Here is a 15302-nt window from a genome sequence, read left to right as displayed (position 1 = left end):
CGCCTGATTAGACCCAAACCGCCGGGTCCAAAAGTCACCTTCGCGAGGACATGATCCAGAAACACCCTGGCGAAGTATGGCGTCTAAACGTTCTTTCACTTGCCCTGGTTGGTGACGACGAGTCATGAACGGGGAAGCAATTGTGGCGAAAACCCGTCACGCTCGACGTCGAAGGGGATTCTGTCCGACGATGCTGATCATCGAGAACCTGACCCACGTCTATGCCAATGGCGTCAAAGCCCTCGACGAGGTCAGCCTGACGATCCCGCGCGGCATGTACGGCCTGCTGGGCCCCAACGGCGCGGGCAAGTCGACCCTGATGCGCACCGTCGCCACCCTGCAGGCCCCGACCTCGGGCCATATCCGCTTCGGCGATATCGACGTCCTGAAGTCGCCCGACCTCCTGCGGCGCACCCTGGGCTATCTGCCCCAGGACTTCGGCGTCTATCCGCGTGTTTCCGCCTACGACATGCTGGACCACATGGCGGTGCTGAAGGGGATCGCCGGGGCCAAGGAGCGCAAGGACGTCGTCGAGAGCCTGCTGAACCAGGTCAATCTGTGGAACGTGCGCAAGAAGGCCATCGCCGGCTTCTCGGGCGGCATGCGCCAGCGGTTCGGAATCGCCCAAGCCCTGATCGGCGATCCGCGCCTGATCATCGTCGACGAGCCCACCGCGGGCCTCGACCCGGAAGAGCGCAACCGCTTCCTCAATCTCCTGGCCGAGATCGGCGAGAACGTGGTGGTGATCCTGTCGACCCACATCGTCGAGGACGTGTCGGACCTCTGCCCGGCCATGGCGATCATCTGCGACGGCCGCATCGTCAAGGAAGGCGCCCCGGCCGATCTCGTCCGCCAGCTGTCGGGCCGCATCTGGAAGAAGATCATCGACAAGGCCGAACTCGAGGCGGTCAAGCCCCGCCACCAGGTGATCTCCACCCGCCTGCTGGCCGGCCGCACGGTGATCCACGTCCTGGCCGACCAGGATCCGGGCGAGGGCTTCGCCCGCGTCGAGGGCGGGCTGGAGGACGTCTATTTCTCGACCCTCGCCACGACCCGGTGCGCGGCCTAGAGGCGTTGAGGATGTTCGGAAAAGTCGCCGCCTTCGAATTCCGCTACCAGGCGCGCCAGCCCGTCTTCTGGGTGGGGGTGATCATCTTCTTCCTGCTGTCGTTCGCCGCGGTCGCCGCGCCGAACATCGTGCAGCTGGGCTCCACGGCCAACGTCCACAAGAACGCCGCCACCGTGATCGCCAGCGGGAACCTGTTCCTGGCCCTGGTCTACATGTTCATCACCGCCGCGTTCGTGGCCAACATCATTACCCGCGACGAGGACACCGGCTTCGACGGCATACTGCGCTCCACGCCGCTGAGCCGCTTCGACTATCTCTACGGCCGGTTCGCGGGGGCCTTCGCGGCGGCGGCCCTGTCGTTCCTGGCGGTGCCGGCCGGCATGGCCCTGGGCGCGGCGATGCCCTGGGTCGATCCCGACAGCGTCGGGCCGTTCGTGCTGACCCACTATCTGTTCGCCTATGTGGTGCTGGCCCTGCCGTCGCTGCTGCTGACCTCGGCGGTGTTCTTCGCGGTGACCACGCTCACCCGGTCGATGATGTGGACCTATGTCGGCGTCATCGTCTTCATGATCGCCTCGTTCATCAGCTCGACCCTGCTGCGCCAGCCGGGGCTGGAGACCGTGGCCGCCCTCTGGGAGCCCTTCGGCGGCGGCGCCTACGGCCTGGCGGTGCGCTACTGGACGGCGGCCGAGCGCAACAGCCAGGTCCCGGCCCTGGCCGGTTACCTGCTGGCCAACCGCCTGATCTGGACGGCCATCTCCCTGGCCATCGTCGCTTCGGCCTACTGGCTCTACGGCCTGCGCAAGGGCGACGGGGCCACCCGGGTCAAGCGCGAGAAGCCCGGCGAGGCCGAGACCGCGCGCCCGACCGAGATCACTCACGGCGTCCCCGCCTTCGGCCAGGCGACGCGCTGGGCGCAGCTTTGGGCCCGCACCCGGCTGGACGCCCGCCAGGTGTTCCTCAGCCCGGCCTATCTGGTGCTGGTGGGCCTGGCCGCGGCCCTGTCGGTGTTCAATCTCTGGCACGTCACTGACGACAGCCTCTATGGCGGGGCGATCTATCCGGTCACCCGGGTGATGACCCAGGCCCTGAACGGCATCTTCCCGTTCATCTCGATGATCATCGCCTCGTTCTACGCCGGCGAGCTGGTCTGGCGCGAACAGGACCGCAAGACCCACGAGCTGATCGACGTCACCCCGATCCCCGACTGGGCGTTCGTGGCGCCCAAGACCCTGGCGATCAGCCTGGTCCTGCTGTCCACCTTCCTGGCCGGGGTGGCCACGGCGGTGGTCGTCCAGCTGATCAAGGGCTACGCCCACCTGGAGCTCTTCCACTATCTGGTCTGGTGGGTGCTGCCCCAGGCGGTGGACTGCATCCTGGTGGCCGTGATGGCGGTGTTCCTGCAGGTGCTGTCGCCGCACAAGTTCGTCGGCTGGGGGCTGATGGTGCTCTACATCATCGCCACCATCGTCGCGTCCAGCTGGGGGCTGGAGCACAATCTCTATCTCTACGACAACGCCCCGATCGCCCCGATCTCCGACTTCAACGGCCAGAGCCGGTTCTGGATCGGCGCCTGGTGGTTCCGCCTCTACTGGACGGCCTTCGCGGTGGTGCTGCTGGTGCTGTGCCACGGGCTGTGGCGGCGCGGGACCGAGAGCCGGCTGTGGCCGCGCCTTTCCGCCCTGCCGCGCCGCCTGACGGGCGTGCCGGGCCTGATCGCCGGCGCGGCCCTGGTGGCGTTCGTCGGGGTCGGCGGGTTCATCTACATGAACACCAACGTCTGGAACGAGTACCGCACCGCCAAGAGCAACGAGCGCTGGACCGCCGACCTGGAGCGGACCCTGCTGCGCTACGAGAACACGCCCCAGCCCAAGGTCGTGGCGGTCAAGCTGGACGTCGACATCCGGCCCGACATGCCCCGCATCGACACCAAGGGCGTCTACGAGATCGAGAACCGCACCGGCAAGCCGCTGCGCGAGGTGCATGTGCGGTTCGACCGCGACCTGAAGGTGCTGGCCCTGTCGATCCAGGGCGCGCGGCCCAAGCGGACCTTCGAGCGCTTCAACTACCGCATCTTCGCCTTCGACACCCCGATGAGGCCGGGCGAGCGGCGGATGATGTCGTTCAGCACCGCCCGGGTGGCCATGGGCTTCCGCAACAGCGGTGCCGACACCCTGATGGTCGACAACGGCACCTTCATCAACGACACCCAGCTGGCCCCGACCCTGGGCATGGACCGCGGCGGCCTGCTGCGCGACCGCACCAAGCGGCGCGAGAACCATCTGGAGCCCGACGAGCTGCGCCCGCCCAAGCTGGGCGACGTGGCCTCGCGCGACGTCAACGGCCTGCGCCACGACAGCGACTGGGTGACCGCCGACATCACCGTGACCACCCGCGCCGACCAGACGCCGATGGCTCCGGGCTACAAGGTTTCCGAACGGGTCTGGCATGAGACCGCCGCCATGAGCGGTCCGGCGGGCAAGGCCGGCGAGCGGCGCACCGCGCGGTTCGTGACCGAGGCCCCGATCCTGCACTTCTTCTCGATCCAGTCGGCCCGCTACGCGGTCAGGACCGTGCCCTACAAGGGCGTGCAGCTGTCGGTCTACTACACCCCGGCCCATGCCTGGAACATCGACCGGATGACCGACTCCATGAAGCGGTCGCTGGACTACTACCAGGCCAATTTCAGTCCATATCAGTTCCGCCAGGTGCGGTTCCTGGAGTTCCCGGCCTACGGCAACTTCGCCCAGTCGTTCGCCAACACCATCCCTTGGTCCGAGAACCTGGGCTTCGTCTCCAAGTACGAGGACCCGACCAAGATCGACATGATCGCCTATGTCGGCGCCCACGAGGTGGCTCACCAGTGGTGGGCTCACCAGCTGATCGGGGCCGACCAGCAGGGCGGCGCGGCCCTCAGCGAGACCCTGTCGCAGTACTCGGCCCTGATGGTGATGAAAAAGACCTACGGCGAGCCGATGATCCGCAAGTTCCTCAAGTACGAGCTGGACCGCTACCTGCGCTCGCGGGGCGGCGAGGTGGTCGAGGAGCTGCCGCTGGGCCGGGTCGAGGAGCAGCCCTACATCTATTACAACAAGGGCTCGCTGGTGATGTACCGCCTGGCCCGGGAGATCGGCGAGGACAACGTCAACGCCGCCCTGCGCGAGATGCTGGCCGCCTACGCCTTCAAGGGTCCGCCCTATCCCACCACCCTGGAGCTGGTCGCGGTCCTGCGCCGCCACGCCCCCGCCGACAAGCAGAACCTGATCACCGACCTCTTCGAGAAGATCACCCTCTACGACCTGAAGACCACGGCGGCGATCGCCCGCCAGCGCGCCGACGGCCTCTACAACGTCACCCTGACGGTCACGGCCAAGAAGCTCTACGCCCAGGGCCGGGGCCAGGAGGCCGAGGCGCCGATGAGCGAGCCGATGGACATCGGCCTGTTCACCCTGGAGCCGGGCAAGAAGGGCTTCGGGGCCGGCAATGTCGTGGCCTTCGAGCGGCGGCCGATCCGGTCCGGGACCCAGACCCTGACCTTCGTGACCAAGACCCTGCCCAAGGCGGCGGGGGTGGACCCCTACAACATGGTCATCGACCGCAACGGCGACGACAACACGGTCAAGGTCGAGCTCAAGTGAGCGGGGACGCGGGCGGCGAGACCGAGCTCAAGCTCGACGGGGCGGCGCTGAACGCCTTCCTGGCCAAGGCCTTTCCGGAGGTCGGCGAGCAGTTGCCGGTGGTGGTCGAGGCCGAGCCGGGGCGGGTGCTGATGCGCCAGGCCTTCGCCAGCCGGGCGCTGCGGCCGGGCGGCCTGATCTCGGGACCCACCCAGATGGCCATGGCCGATACGGCGGCCTATGCGGTGATCCTGGCCCATATCGGCGAGGTGGCCATGGCCGTGACCTCGTCCCTGACCATTCACTTCCTGCGCGGCTGCAAGCCGGGCGATCTCTATGCCGAGGCGAACCTGCTCAAGCTGGGCCGGAAGATCGCCACGGTCGAGGTGCTGATCTGGTCGGAATCGCGCGGGCGAGCCGCCGCCAAGGCGACGGTCGCCTACGCGATACCGTAGAAGTCGGCTTAGTTCACGAAGCCCTTCTTCAGCCCTTCGGCCTTGTCCAGGTGCTCTTGCACGGCGGGGGCCGTGGCGGCGGCGAAGGCCTTGATGGCCGGGGTGTCGCCGTCCTGGGCGTAGCGCTGCAGCAGGTTCAGGGCCGCCTGGTGGGCGTCGACCTGGCTGTCGGCGTACTTCTTGTCGAAGTCCTTGTCGTCGGCCTTGGTCAGGTCGTCCAGCTTACCCTGCAGGTCTTCCGGCAGCATGGTCGGCGGGGTGATCGAGGCGCCCGAGGCGGCGATGGCGGCCTTCAGGTCCTCGGTGGTCTTGGTGTGCGCCTTTTCCATCATGGCGGCGAACTTCTTGACCTCGGCGTTGGTCGAGCGCTTGGCGGCCAGCTTGGCGGCTTCGATCTCGAACATGTCGCTGGCCGCGGCCTTGGCGACGAACACGTCGGCCTTGGTCTCGTCCGACGGGGTCGGGACGGTGGCGGCCGGGTTGGCGTCCGGGGTCGCGGCCTGTTCGGCGGGGGTGGCGGCGCCCTTGGTCTCGTCCGGCTTTTGGCCGCAGGCGGCGACGCTGAGGGCGGCGATGGCGGCGCCCACGATGAGAAGCTTACGGGTCATGGCTTTCTTTCCCTGCGCGTTTTTCTAGAACGTTGATCGTCCGGCGCCGCGCTTGCGCCTAAGAGGCCTAATCAACCTCACGCGCCCGTGATGGTTCCGTGAGCCGGGGAGAGAAAACGCATGGCCGAATCGCCGCTGAAGGGCCTGCGGGTCGTCGAGATGGGCTCCCTGATCGCTGGGCCCTTCTGCGGCCAGGTGCTGGGCGATTTCGGCGCGGAGGTCATCAAGCTGGAAGACCCCAAGGCCGGCGATCCGATGCGCCAGTGGGGCCGCACCAAGCCCAAGGGCCAGTCGCCCTGGTGGCCCGTGATCGGACGCAACAAGACCTCGGTGACCCTCGACCTGCGCCTGCCCGAGGGCCGCGACATCGCCCGCGCCCTGATCGACACCGCCGACGTGGTGGTCGAGAACTTCCGTCCCGGCACCCTGGAAAAATGGGGCATGGGCTACGAGGATCTGGCCCGGACCAATCCCGGCCTGGTCATGGCCCGGGTCTCGGGCTTCGGCCAGACCGGCCCCTATTCGCACCGCGCCGGCTACGCCCTGATCGGCGAGGCCATGGGCGGTCTTCGCCACATCACCGGCGAGGCCGACCGGCCGCCGGCCCGGGCGGGGATCTCGATCGGCGACAGCCTGGCGGGCCTCAACGCCGCGCTCGGGGTGATGATGGCGATCCACGCCCGCCACCGCACCGGCAGGGGCCAGGTGGTCGACGCGGCGATCTACGAGAGCGTGCTGACGGTGATGGAGAACCTGATCACCGAATACGACCTCTCCGGCTATGTCCGCGAGCGGTCGGGCGCGATCCTGCCCGGCATCGCCCCGTCCAACGTCTATCCCACCCGAAGCGGCGAGCTGATCCTGATCGGGGCCAACCAGGACACCCTGTTCAAGCGCCTGTGCGACGCCATGGGCCGGCCCGAACTGGCCACGGACGAGCGCTATCGCGACCACGCCGCCCGGGGCGCGAACCAGACCCAGCTGGACGCCACCATCGGCGGCTGGACCGTCGAGCAAGATATCGAGGACCTGCTGCCGCTGCTGGAGGACGCGGGCCTGGCCGTCGGCCGGGTCTATCGCGCCCCCGACATGCTGAAGGACCCGCAATTCCTCGCCCGCGAGTCCATCGTCGAGGTCGACCACCCCGTCTTCGGCAAGGTGAAGATGCAGAACGCCTTCCCGCGCCTGTCCGACACCCCCGGCGGCGTCCGATGGCCGGGCCCGGCCCTGGGCGAGCACACCGAGGCGGTGCTGCGCGACGTGGTCAAGCTGCCCCCCGACGCCATCGCGGCCCTGCGGGCCAAGGGCGTGGTGTGATGGCTGCGGCGATCTGGGGGACATGCACTCACGGCAGGGAGTCGGCCGGTTGGCATGAGATTCGGGGTGAGTGCGTGTCCCCAAAGTCGTCCGCTGAGCCTGGAGGCGCCGCGCCCGAAGGTGGGGACACACGCATGCGTGTGTCCCCATCAGCAGGCTCTATCCCCGGCGGATGGCGACCGGAGTTCAGCGATTTCAATCGCTTGAAGTTTTTCGAGCTAAGTTATCCCCACTCTCCGGACCTCCCGTATCCTGATGTCACCTGAAAGCATGGGAAGGGCGTCCGGCCGGCGACCGAACGGCTTTCAGGGGTGGTCGAGCGGGGAGCGTCCGTCGGCCGGTCTGGTGGGGCCTTTCGGGTCGGTCGGCGTGTCGGAGCCTTGGATTGGGCTCGCGGCGGGTCGGGCCGGACGAGGGGAGCATCCCCACGGGGCCGAAAGACGATGCGCAACAGGCAGGGGCTGAAATCGCCTCTGCGGTCCGGGATGTGCCAGCATCCCGCCCGTCGGGGGCCTCCATCGGAGCGGGTTAAAAATCCGCGATCCGAAGGCTTCCGGAAAACGGTCCACGCGAAGCGTCTGAACTTCGTCGAAACGGTATTCAAAACTGCAAATCATCCGGGCGAGGCCCGGGCGCTTCGCACCCTTCCCATCCAGCTCATGGCCAGTTTGGCGTGAGAGCGCACCCGCTTGCCCCCACCTGGCGGCTGCGCCGCCTGTCCGCCCCCGTAGGGGGCGGAGGACGCCGCGCCGCCGCTACAACCGCGTCCTCTTCCCCCTCCGGGGGAAGGAGGGCCGAAGGCGCGAAGGGGGCAAGTGACTTGAGATCTACCCGATCAGTAGGGCAACTGCTCCGGCGCCGGGGTGCCCGGGGCCGGGGTCTCGGCGGCCGGGCCTTCGGGGCCCACCGGGCCGGTCAGGATGTCGCCGATGGGGTCGTCGGTGGCCGGGGGCGGGGGTTCGATGACGCCGCCGGGGATCGGGGTGGCCTTCAGGCGCGGCAGGGCCGCGGCCATGAAGTTGTGCCAGATCTCGGCCGGGGCGCCGCCGCCGGTGACCTTCTTCATCGAGGTGTTGTCGTCCTTGCCGGTCCACACCGCCGTGACGAAGCCGCCCGTGTAGCCGACGAACCAGGCGTCGCGATAATCGCTGGTGGTGCCGGTCTTGCCGGCGATGTCGTAGCCGGCGACCTTGGCCCGCGCCCCGGTGCCCGAGGCCACGACCTGGCGCATCATCTGGTTCATGTACTGCAGCGACGGCGAGCCGATCACCGCCGGGCGCAGGCCCTTGTCGACATTGTGGTCGTACAGGACCTTGCCGCTGCTGGTGCGGATGCGCTCGATGCCGTAGCCCTTGGCCAGGAAGCCGCCGTTGGCGAACGGGGCGTAGGCCTGGGCCATTTCCATCGGCGAGACCTCGACCGCGCCCAGCGCCATCGACGGGTCCAGCTGGATCTTGCTGGTGATGCCCAGGCGCCGGGCCGTGGCGGCCACGTTGCTGGTGCCCACCTCGCTGGCCAGGCGCGCGGCGACCGTGTTGATCGACTGGGCGAGAGCCGTCTGCAGGGTCATCGGGCCCAGATACTTGTTGGTGTAGTTCTTGGGCTCCCAGTTGCCGATCTTCACCGGTTCGTCATTGACCACGACGCTGGGATTGCGACCCTGGTCCATGGCGGTGAGATAGACGAACGGCTTGAAGGCCGAGCCGGCCTGGCGGCGGGCGCTGGTGGCGCGGTCGAACTGGGTCTCGCCATAGTCGGCGCCGCCGACATAGGCGCGGATGCGGCCCTCGCCGTCGATGGCCACCAGGGCGGCCTGCTGCACGCCCTGGGTCTTGTGCCCGTCGACCCCGACCTGGACCGCGCGTTCGGCGGCCACCTGGATCGGCAGGTCCAAGGTGGTCTCGACCACCAGGTCTTCCGTCGGTTCGCCCACGAGCGAGCGTACCTGGGCGTCGACATAGTCGGTAAAGTACTGGGCGCGCTGGTTGGCCAGGGTGGCCGACACCCGCACGGGTTCGGCGAAGGCCTGGTCGCGCTGCTCGGGGGTGATGGCCTTCATGCGCACCATTTCGTCCAGCACCACGGTAGCGCGGCGGGCGGCGCGGTCGCTGGCCGAAACCGGCGAATAGCGGGCCGGAGCCTTCATCAGACCGGCCAGAAGGGCGGCCTCGCCGACCGTCAGCTGGCTGGCGGGCTTGTTGAAATAGCGCTGCGAAGCGGCCTCGATGCCGTAGGCCCCGGCCCCGAAATAGACCCGGTTCATGTAGAGGGCCAGGATCTGCTTCTTGCTGAACTTCAGCTCCAGCCAGACGGCCAGGATCAGCTCCTGGGCCTTGCGGCGATAGTTTTGGGCCGGGCTCAGGAACAGGTTCTTGGCCAGCTGCTGGGTGATGGTCGAGCCGCCGCGTTGGGGACCGCCGCTGTGGGAAAGGTTCCAGGCCAGGGAGCGCATGATGCCCCACGGGTTGAACCCGATGTGGTGATAGAACTGGCGGTCCTCGATGGCGACGAAGGCGGCCGGCACATATTCGGGCAGGGCGTCCAGGTCGACCGGCGGGGCGTACTGGCTGCCGCGCACGGCCAGCAGGGCGCCGGACCGGTCCAGATAGTTGATCGAGGGCTGGCGCTTGACGTCGTACAGCTTCGAAGTGTCGGGCAGGTCGCTGGCGAACACCGCGAAGAAGGCCACGATGAAGATCAGGCCCCAGACGCCCAGGACGACCGTCCAGTAGAGCAGGGCCTGCAGCGGCGTGCGCTGAGGTCTCGCCGGCTTGTTTCCGCCGAAGGCGCCGTTGGCCATGTCGTCCTTAATCCCGAAAAGGCGCGGGTATCCCGGGGTCGCGCCGCAATCCGTTTAACCGAAGCCCACAGAACGCGCGACAAGATTGACGAGAGATGAACGCTTCTTCACGTGCCTTGCACACCGGGTGTGTTCATGGTTCGTTTCGCCTTCCGGTCGCGCCCCGAGAAGGCTGACGGCCTTGGTTTCGAAACCCATGGAGCCGATGTCCGCTTTTGATCCTGATTTGACGGCCAGATCGTGGCGCCGCGCTTGGCCCGGGGGCCGGGCGCTGTCAAAAGACACCCGTGTACGACCAGCCTGATTCCACGTTCGGCCAGCCCGCCCCCTCGCTCGAGGCGGCGCGCGAGGTTCTGCGCCGCACCTTTGGCCACTCGGATTTCCGGGGCCTGCAGGCCGGGGTGATCGGCGAGCTGCTGGCCGGGCGCAGCGCCCTGGCCGTGCTGCCCACCGGTGGCGGCAAGAGCCTGTGCTACCAGATCCCCGCCCTGGTCCGTCCGGGCCTGGGTCTGGTGGTCTCGCCGCTGATCGCTCTGATGGCCGACCAGGTGGCGGGCCTGCAGCAGGCCGGGGTGGCGGCCGAGCGGCTGGACAGCAACACCCTGCCCGCCGAGCGCGCCGAGATCTGGCGGCGGATCGACGACGGGCGCCTGGACCTGCTCTATCTGTCGCCCGAAGGCTTGATGCAGCCCTCGATGCTGGAGCGGCTGTCGCGCCTGCCCCTGTCGCTGGTGGCCGTCGACGAAGCCCACTGCGTCAGCCAGTGGGGCCACGACTTCCGGCCCGAATACAGGATGCTGGGCCGCCTGGCCGAGGTGTTCCCCCACGCGCCGCGCCTGGCCGTCACCGCCACCGCCGACGCCCGGACCCGCGACGACATCCGCAGCGAACTGCGCCTGCAGGGCGCGGCCGAGTTCGTCGACAGCTTCGCCCGCCACGAGCTGGCCCTGAACGCCGAGCGCAAGAAGGGCAAGGGCCACGACCGGGTCATCGAACTGGTCACCGAGCGTCCCAACCGCGCCGGCGTGGTCTATGCCGGCAGCCGCGACTCCACCGAGAAACTGGCCGAAAAACTGATCGCCGAGGGCATTCCGGCCCTGGCCTACCACGCCGGCCTCGACAAGGCCGTGCGAGCCCGGCGGCTGGAGGAGTTCCTGGAGGCCGAGGAGGCGGTGATGGTCGCCACCATCGCCTTCGGCATGGGGGTCGACAAGCCCGACGTCCGCTTCGTGATCCACGCCGATCCGCCGGCCGCCATCGAGGCCTATTGGCAGGAGATCGGCCGGGCCGGCCGCGACCGCCAGCCGGCCGAGGGCATCACCCTCTACAGCTCCGCCGATCTCGCCTGGGCCGTGCGCCGGATCGAGGCCCAGAGCGCGCCCGACGAGGTCAAGGCGGTGCAGCTGCGCAAGCTCCGCCAGTTCTACGCCATGCTCGAGGGCGTCACCTGCCGCGCCGCCGCCGTCCGCCGCTATTTCGGCGAAGAGGGGGTCGAGCGTTGCGGGGTCTGCGACATCTGCGTCTCGCCGCCGGTCGGGATCGACGCCACCCAGGCGGCCCAGAAGGCCCTGTCGGCCGCCCACCGCATGGGCGGGCGTTTCGGGCGCGGGCGGCTGGTCGATCACCTGCTGGGCAAGACCAAGGACGTGACGCCGGCCGAGGCCACCATGTCGACCTTCGGCATCGGCAAGGAGTTCAGCCCGCAAGGCTGGCGCGACCTGATCGACACCCTGGTGTTCGAGGGCCTGCTGAAAGAAGACCCCAATGACGGCCGGCCGCTGATCGGCCTGGGCGACGGCGAGGGCGTGCGCCAGGTCTATCGCGGCGAGCGCCAGGTGGCCGTGCGCCAGCAGCCGGTGACCGCCGACGGTCCGGGCCGCTCGGGCGCGGGCAAGACGGCCCGCAAGCGCCAGGCCCTGACCGTGCCGCTGGAGGACCAGGCCCTGTTCGAGGCCCTGCGAAGCTGGCGGCGCGAGGAGGCGGCCCTGCAGCACGTGCCGCCCTACGTCATCTTCCACGACGCCACCCTGGCCGAGATCGCCGCGGCCCGTCCCGGCACCCCGGCGGCCCTGGCCAAGGCCGGCGGCGTGGGTCAGGGCAAGCTCGACCGCTATGGCGAAGCGGTGCTCAAGGTGGTGCGCGACAACTGAAACGGTCGCGGCCGGAGGAAACATTTCGCGGCGAGGCGTGTTAGACCTCTTGGCGCCACCTTCCACCCACGGGATTTCGCATGACCGACTTCACGATCAAGACCCCGGCCCCCAAGGCCTCCGCCAAGTCTTCGGCCAAGGCCGGCGTCAAGCGCGCCAAGGCCGCCGTGGACAAGGCCGTCGAGACCGTGGCCGAGAAGACCGAGGTCGCCCGCGCCTATGCCGCCGAGAAGGCCGAGGTGGGCAAGACCTGGGCGTCCGAGAAGGCCGAGGTCGGCAAGGCCTGGAGCGTCGAGAAGGCCAAGGCGGCCCACGCGGTGGCCGAGGAGCGTCCGGTCGCCGTGGCCGTCGGGGCCTTCGTGGCCGGAGCGGTGTTCGGCTTCCTGCTGGCCCGCAACTTCGACCGCTAGAGAGATAGCCGTTCGGCGACGACGCCGGCGGCCCGCAGGGCGGCCATCCGGGCGAAGGCCAGGGTGAGCGCCTTGCGCCGCGCCGGGGCCAAGGGCGCGACCGGCGCCTCGCGCACCACCGCTCCCCCGAAGCCGTCGGCGACGATCAGGCCCGGCTCGTCGGGCAGGATGCCCTCGGGAAAGTCCGGCGAGACGGCGAAATAGAAGGCGTCACAATAGGGGGCGTATTCGGGCCACTTGCGGTCGACCCGGAAGTCCTCCAGCCCCGACTTCACCTCGACGATCAGCACGTCGCCCTTGGGGCCCAGCGCCATCAGGTCGGCCCGGCGGCCATTGGGCAGAGTCACTTCCGCCAGCGGCGCATAGCCCAGCGAGACCAGGAACCGCGCCGCGCCCCGCGTCACCTGATCGGTGGTCTCGGGCCGCGAGGGGCGAAGGTCGATGACGACGTCCATTCCGGAATCATGTTCCAGCTTTGTTCGCCGATCAAGAGGTCATCGCGCCGCGTGCCGAGTCACTCGCAGCATCGACGTATCGTAGCCCATGGCCCGGGCCCGGTCGGTCAGGGCGTTCAACTGGGCCGGGGTCGGGGGCTGGCGGGTGAGCAGCCACAGATAGCGGCCCGAGCCCTCGCCGACGATCGACCAGCTGTAGTCGTCGGCATGGTCCAGCACCCAGTAGTTGCCGACGAAGAACGGGCCGAAGAACGAGACCTTCAGCTTGGCGCCCGTGACGGTGTCGGCGACCTTGGCCTTGCCCTCGCTGACCTTGATCGGACCGGTCGGGCCGCCGTGGCGGCAGGTGTTGACCACCCGGATCAGGCCGTCGGGACGCTTGGAGTATTCGGCGGTGACCCCGTCGCAGCCCTTCTCGAACCGCATGTCGTAGCGGGCGGCCTCGTACCAGAGGCCGGCATAGCGCTGCAGGTCCACCGGCTTGGCCGGCTGCGGCGGATGCGGATTGCCGCTGGGCCCGGCCACGCAGGCGCCGACGGCCACGGTCGTCAGCAGCAGGGCGGCGGCGAGGCCGGGAAGGCGGCGGATCAGCATCGTCGGACCCTCGTCTAGCTGGGGGGCTGCTGAGGATATTCGAGCTTGGCGTAGCCGAGGGCCTTCACACGAGCCAGGGCCTGGGCCTTGGCGGCCGGGTCCATCACCGGCTTGCGCGACAGCAGCCAGACGAAGTTGCCGCCGGGCGTGGCCATGATCCCCCAGGAGTGGTCGTCGGCGCAGTCCAGCACCCAGTATTCCTGCTTCTTCAGCCCGCCCAGGAAGTTCATCGTGAAGCGGGTGTTCTGGGAATTGGCGATGATCCGGCCGGTGGTGTCGAAGGCCTTGGCCGCGCCCGAGGCCGAGCCCCGGCGGCAGACCTGGTGCACGGCGAAGCCGCCGCCGACCTTCTCGGTGAACTCGGTGGTCGGGGCCTCGCAGTCGCGCTGGCCGGCGTTGGGGGTACGAGCGATCTCGTACCAGCGGCCCGAATAGAAGCTGGCGGCCACGGCCTTGGTGGGCGGCTGGGCCGCGGCGACAGCCGCTCCCGGCGCCTGGATCGCCAGCAGGCCGGCCGCGAGAAGGCCAGCCTTGAGAAGGATTGGAAGTCCACGCATGACGCCACCTTGCCCCACAAGCCGCCAGAAACGCAAAGCGCCCCGCCGGGGTTCCGGCGAGGCGCTCCGAGACCGGACGGAAGCGTGCCTTATTCGGCGGCGATGGTCACCGGCACGGCGCGGTCCTTGAAGTTGATGGCCTGCAGGTGGCGGATGCCTTCCTCGGCGATGTCGTCGCCGACCATACGCTCGCCCTCGCCCTTCAGCTCCTCCAGGTCGACGTACATGGCGTAGAAGGCCTTGGTGCGCTCGGTGATGATGCCGGCGTTGAGCAGGGTCTTCACCAGCACCCGGAAGATGTTGGTCTGCTCCTTCATGTGCTCGCGGCGCACGTCGTCGGTCATGATCTTCCCGTACTCCTCGACCACCTTGTCGGGATCCAGGCCGAACTCGGCGTAGAGGTCGAGCTGCTGGTGGGGCGAGACCAGGTTGAACAGCAGGGTCTGGAAGCAGTGCGCCGCCCAGTCCTCGATGATGGCGTGCTCTTCCGGGGTCAGCTTGGGCACGGTGCGGTCGGCCCAGATCTTCCCGAACTTGTGGTGGAAGGCCTCGTCGGTCATCACCAGCTGCAGCATCTTCTTGCCCAGCGGATCGTGGATCTGGTTGTAGAAGGTGGCGAAGGCGCCCATGGCCAGGCCTTCCACCAGCATCTGCATGCCGATGATCTTCTTGTAGACCTCGGGCGCGCCGATGATCTCGACCAGGAGGCTCTTCAGGGCCGGGCCGCATTCGACCGGCTTGCCCCAGCGGGCCTTGATGTACTTGGCGAAGGCCGTGACGTGGCGGGCCTCCTCGCGGGTCTGGTTGGCGGCGTATTCCTGGGCGCCCTGGTCCTTCAGCACATGGCACAGCGAGGCCGACAGGTTCAGCGCGCCCTGCTCGCCGTGCAGGATCGACGAGAAGCTCCGCAGCACCGACTGGTTGATGAAGCGGATGCGCTGCTTGGGATCGCTGAGGTGATTGGAGACGTAGTCGGTGGACAGGGCGATCACGAGATCCTCGGGCACCAGGGCCTGGTTCTCCATGTCGAACGGCTCGTCGTAGTCGATATAGGTCTTGTCCAGCGGATCCCAGAAGTGGTCGTGGGTCGCCGAAATGATCTTGTCGAAGGCGGTGGAGCGGTTGTTGTAGCGCTCCAGCTCGAGCATCGACTCGAAGTCGTCGGGCGCCACCGCGTCGTACATGGCGTCCTTGGTGATGTTCTTGTCCGTCATGGTGGTGTCCTCGCCTAAGGGGGCTGGACAGGATCCGTCTAACGCGGGTCTCTGGC

General features: G+C 68.3%; 12 protein-coding genes. 6 read left to right on the top strand and 6 right to left on the bottom strand.

Annotated elements, in window-relative coordinates:
• The first annotated feature begins 190 nt into the window (after positions 1–190).
• Genes AC07OA_RS21110 through AC07OA_RS21100 form a run of 3 tightly spaced genes read left to right on the top strand, consistent with a single transcriptional unit; the run spans position 191 to position 5141 of the window.
• Positions 191–1069, top strand: a complete 879-nt coding sequence (locus tag AC07OA_RS21110; RefSeq protein ID WP_494665790.1) for an ABC transporter ATP-binding protein — start codon at positions 191–193, stop codon at positions 1067–1069.
• Between the two features lie 11 nt (positions 1070–1080).
• Positions 1081–4707, top strand: coding sequence for an ABC transporter permease/M1 family aminopeptidase (locus AC07OA_RS21105; protein ID WP_494665789.1), 3627 nt, complete (start codon positions 1081–1083; stop codon positions 4705–4707).
• Complete coding sequence (locus AC07OA_RS21100; protein WP_494665788.1) at positions 4704–5141, top strand: PaaI family thioesterase; 438 nt, start codon at positions 4704–4706, stop codon at positions 5139–5141. The genes AC07OA_RS21105 and AC07OA_RS21100 overlap by 4 nt, the downstream gene beginning before the upstream one ends.
• Before the next feature lie 8 nt (positions 5142–5149).
• Here the strand turns inward: AC07OA_RS21100 and AC07OA_RS21095 are convergent, their stop codons facing one another.
• Entirely contained in the window at positions 5150–5749 is a 600-nt protein-coding gene (locus tag AC07OA_RS21095) for a DUF4142 domain-containing protein (protein WP_494665787.1), read from the bottom strand.
• A gap of 120 nt (positions 5750–5869) precedes the next feature.
• Here AC07OA_RS21095 and AC07OA_RS21090 point away from each other — a divergent pair, with 120 nt between their 5' ends.
• Positions 5870–7066, top strand: coding sequence for a CaiB/BaiF CoA transferase family protein (locus tag AC07OA_RS21090; RefSeq protein ID WP_494665786.1), 1197 nt, complete (start codon positions 5870–5872; stop codon positions 7064–7066).
• 835 nt (positions 7067–7901) lie between these two features.
• On the opposite strand, the gene AC07OA_RS21085 is transcribed toward AC07OA_RS21090, so the two are convergent.
• Positions 7902–9866 carry a transglycosylase domain-containing protein gene (locus tag AC07OA_RS21085; RefSeq protein ID WP_494665785.1) on the bottom strand — a complete coding sequence of 655 codons (1965 nt, stop codon included), beginning with the start codon at positions 9864–9866 and terminating at the stop codon, positions 7902–7904.
• Positions 9867–10153: 287 nt separating this feature from the next.
• On the opposite strand from AC07OA_RS21085, the gene recQ reads away from it, so the two are divergent.
• Positions 10154–12016, top strand: coding sequence for a DNA helicase RecQ (recQ, locus tag AC07OA_RS21080; RefSeq protein WP_494665784.1), 1863 nt, complete (start codon positions 10154–10156; stop codon positions 12014–12016).
• 80 nt (positions 12017–12096) lie between these two features.
• On the top strand, positions 12097–12426 hold the full coding sequence (locus AC07OA_RS21075; protein WP_494665783.1) for a hypothetical protein: 330 nt from the start codon (positions 12097–12099) through the stop codon (positions 12424–12426).
• Here the strand turns inward: AC07OA_RS21075 and mmcB are convergent.
• The 4 genes from mmcB to AC07OA_RS21055 form a co-directional block, all read right to left on the bottom strand.
• Positions 12423–12881 (bottom strand): DNA repair putative endonuclease MmcB, encoded by a 459-nt coding sequence (gene mmcB / locus AC07OA_RS21070; protein WP_494665782.1) that lies wholly within the window; start codon positions 12879–12881, stop codon positions 12423–12425. The genes AC07OA_RS21075 and mmcB overlap by 4 nt on opposite strands.
• 39 nt (positions 12882–12920) lie before the next feature.
• Positions 12921–13475, bottom strand: a complete 555-nt coding sequence (locus tag AC07OA_RS21065) for a lipocalin family protein (RefSeq protein WP_494665781.1) — start codon at positions 13473–13475, stop codon at positions 12921–12923.
• Positions 13476–13489: 14 nt separating this feature from the next.
• Complete coding sequence (locus AC07OA_RS21060; protein WP_494665780.1) at positions 13490–14032, bottom strand: lipocalin family protein; 543 nt, start codon at positions 14030–14032, stop codon at positions 13490–13492.
• Positions 14033–14121: 89 nt separating this feature from the next.
• Positions 14122–15246, bottom strand: coding sequence for a ferritin-like domain-containing protein (locus tag AC07OA_RS21055; protein ID WP_494665779.1), 1125 nt, complete (start codon positions 15244–15246; stop codon positions 14122–14124).
• Positions 15247–15302 lie beyond the last annotated feature (56 nt).

Source organism: Caulobacter sp. GW821-FHT09B08, from assembly GCF_059418225.1.
This window is presented reverse-complemented; position numbering and strand designations above follow the sequence as displayed.

Excerpts from the sequence above, each read along its gene's own strand:
- AC07OA_RS21110 (WP_494665790.1), top strand. The coding sequence starts at position 191 with ATGCTGATCATCGAGAACCTGACCCACGTCTATGCCAATGGCGTCAAA.
- AC07OA_RS21105 (WP_494665789.1), top strand. The coding sequence starts at position 1,081 with ATGTTCGGAAAAGTCGCCGCCTTCGAATTCCGCTACCAGGCGCGCCAG.
- AC07OA_RS21095 (WP_494665787.1), bottom strand. The coding sequence starts at position 5,749 with ATGACCCGTAAGCTTCTCATCGTGGGCGCCGCCATCGCCGCCCTCAGC.
- AC07OA_RS21090 (WP_494665786.1), top strand. The coding sequence starts at position 5,870 with ATGGCCGAATCGCCGCTGAAGGGCCTGCGGGTCGTCGAGATGGGCTCC.
- AC07OA_RS21085 (WP_494665785.1), bottom strand. The coding sequence starts at position 9,866 with ATGGCCAACGGCGCCTTCGGCGGAAACAAGCCGGCGAGACCTCAGCGC.
- AC07OA_RS21075 (WP_494665783.1), top strand. The coding sequence starts at position 12,097 with ATGACCGACTTCACGATCAAGACCCCGGCCCCCAAGGCCTCCGCCAAG.
- mmcB (WP_494665782.1), bottom strand. The coding sequence starts at position 12,881 with ATGGACGTCGTCATCGACCTTCGCCCCTCGCGGCCCGAGACCACCGAT.
- AC07OA_RS21065 (WP_494665781.1), bottom strand. The coding sequence starts at position 13,475 with ATGCTGATCCGCCGCCTTCCCGGCCTCGCCGCCGCCCTGCTGCTGACG.
- AC07OA_RS21060 (WP_494665780.1), bottom strand. The coding sequence starts at position 14,032 with ATGCGTGGACTTCCAATCCTTCTCAAGGCTGGCCTTCTCGCGGCCGGC.
- AC07OA_RS21055 (WP_494665779.1), bottom strand. The coding sequence starts at position 15,246 with ATGACGGACAAGAACATCACCAAGGACGCCATGTACGACGCGGTGGCG.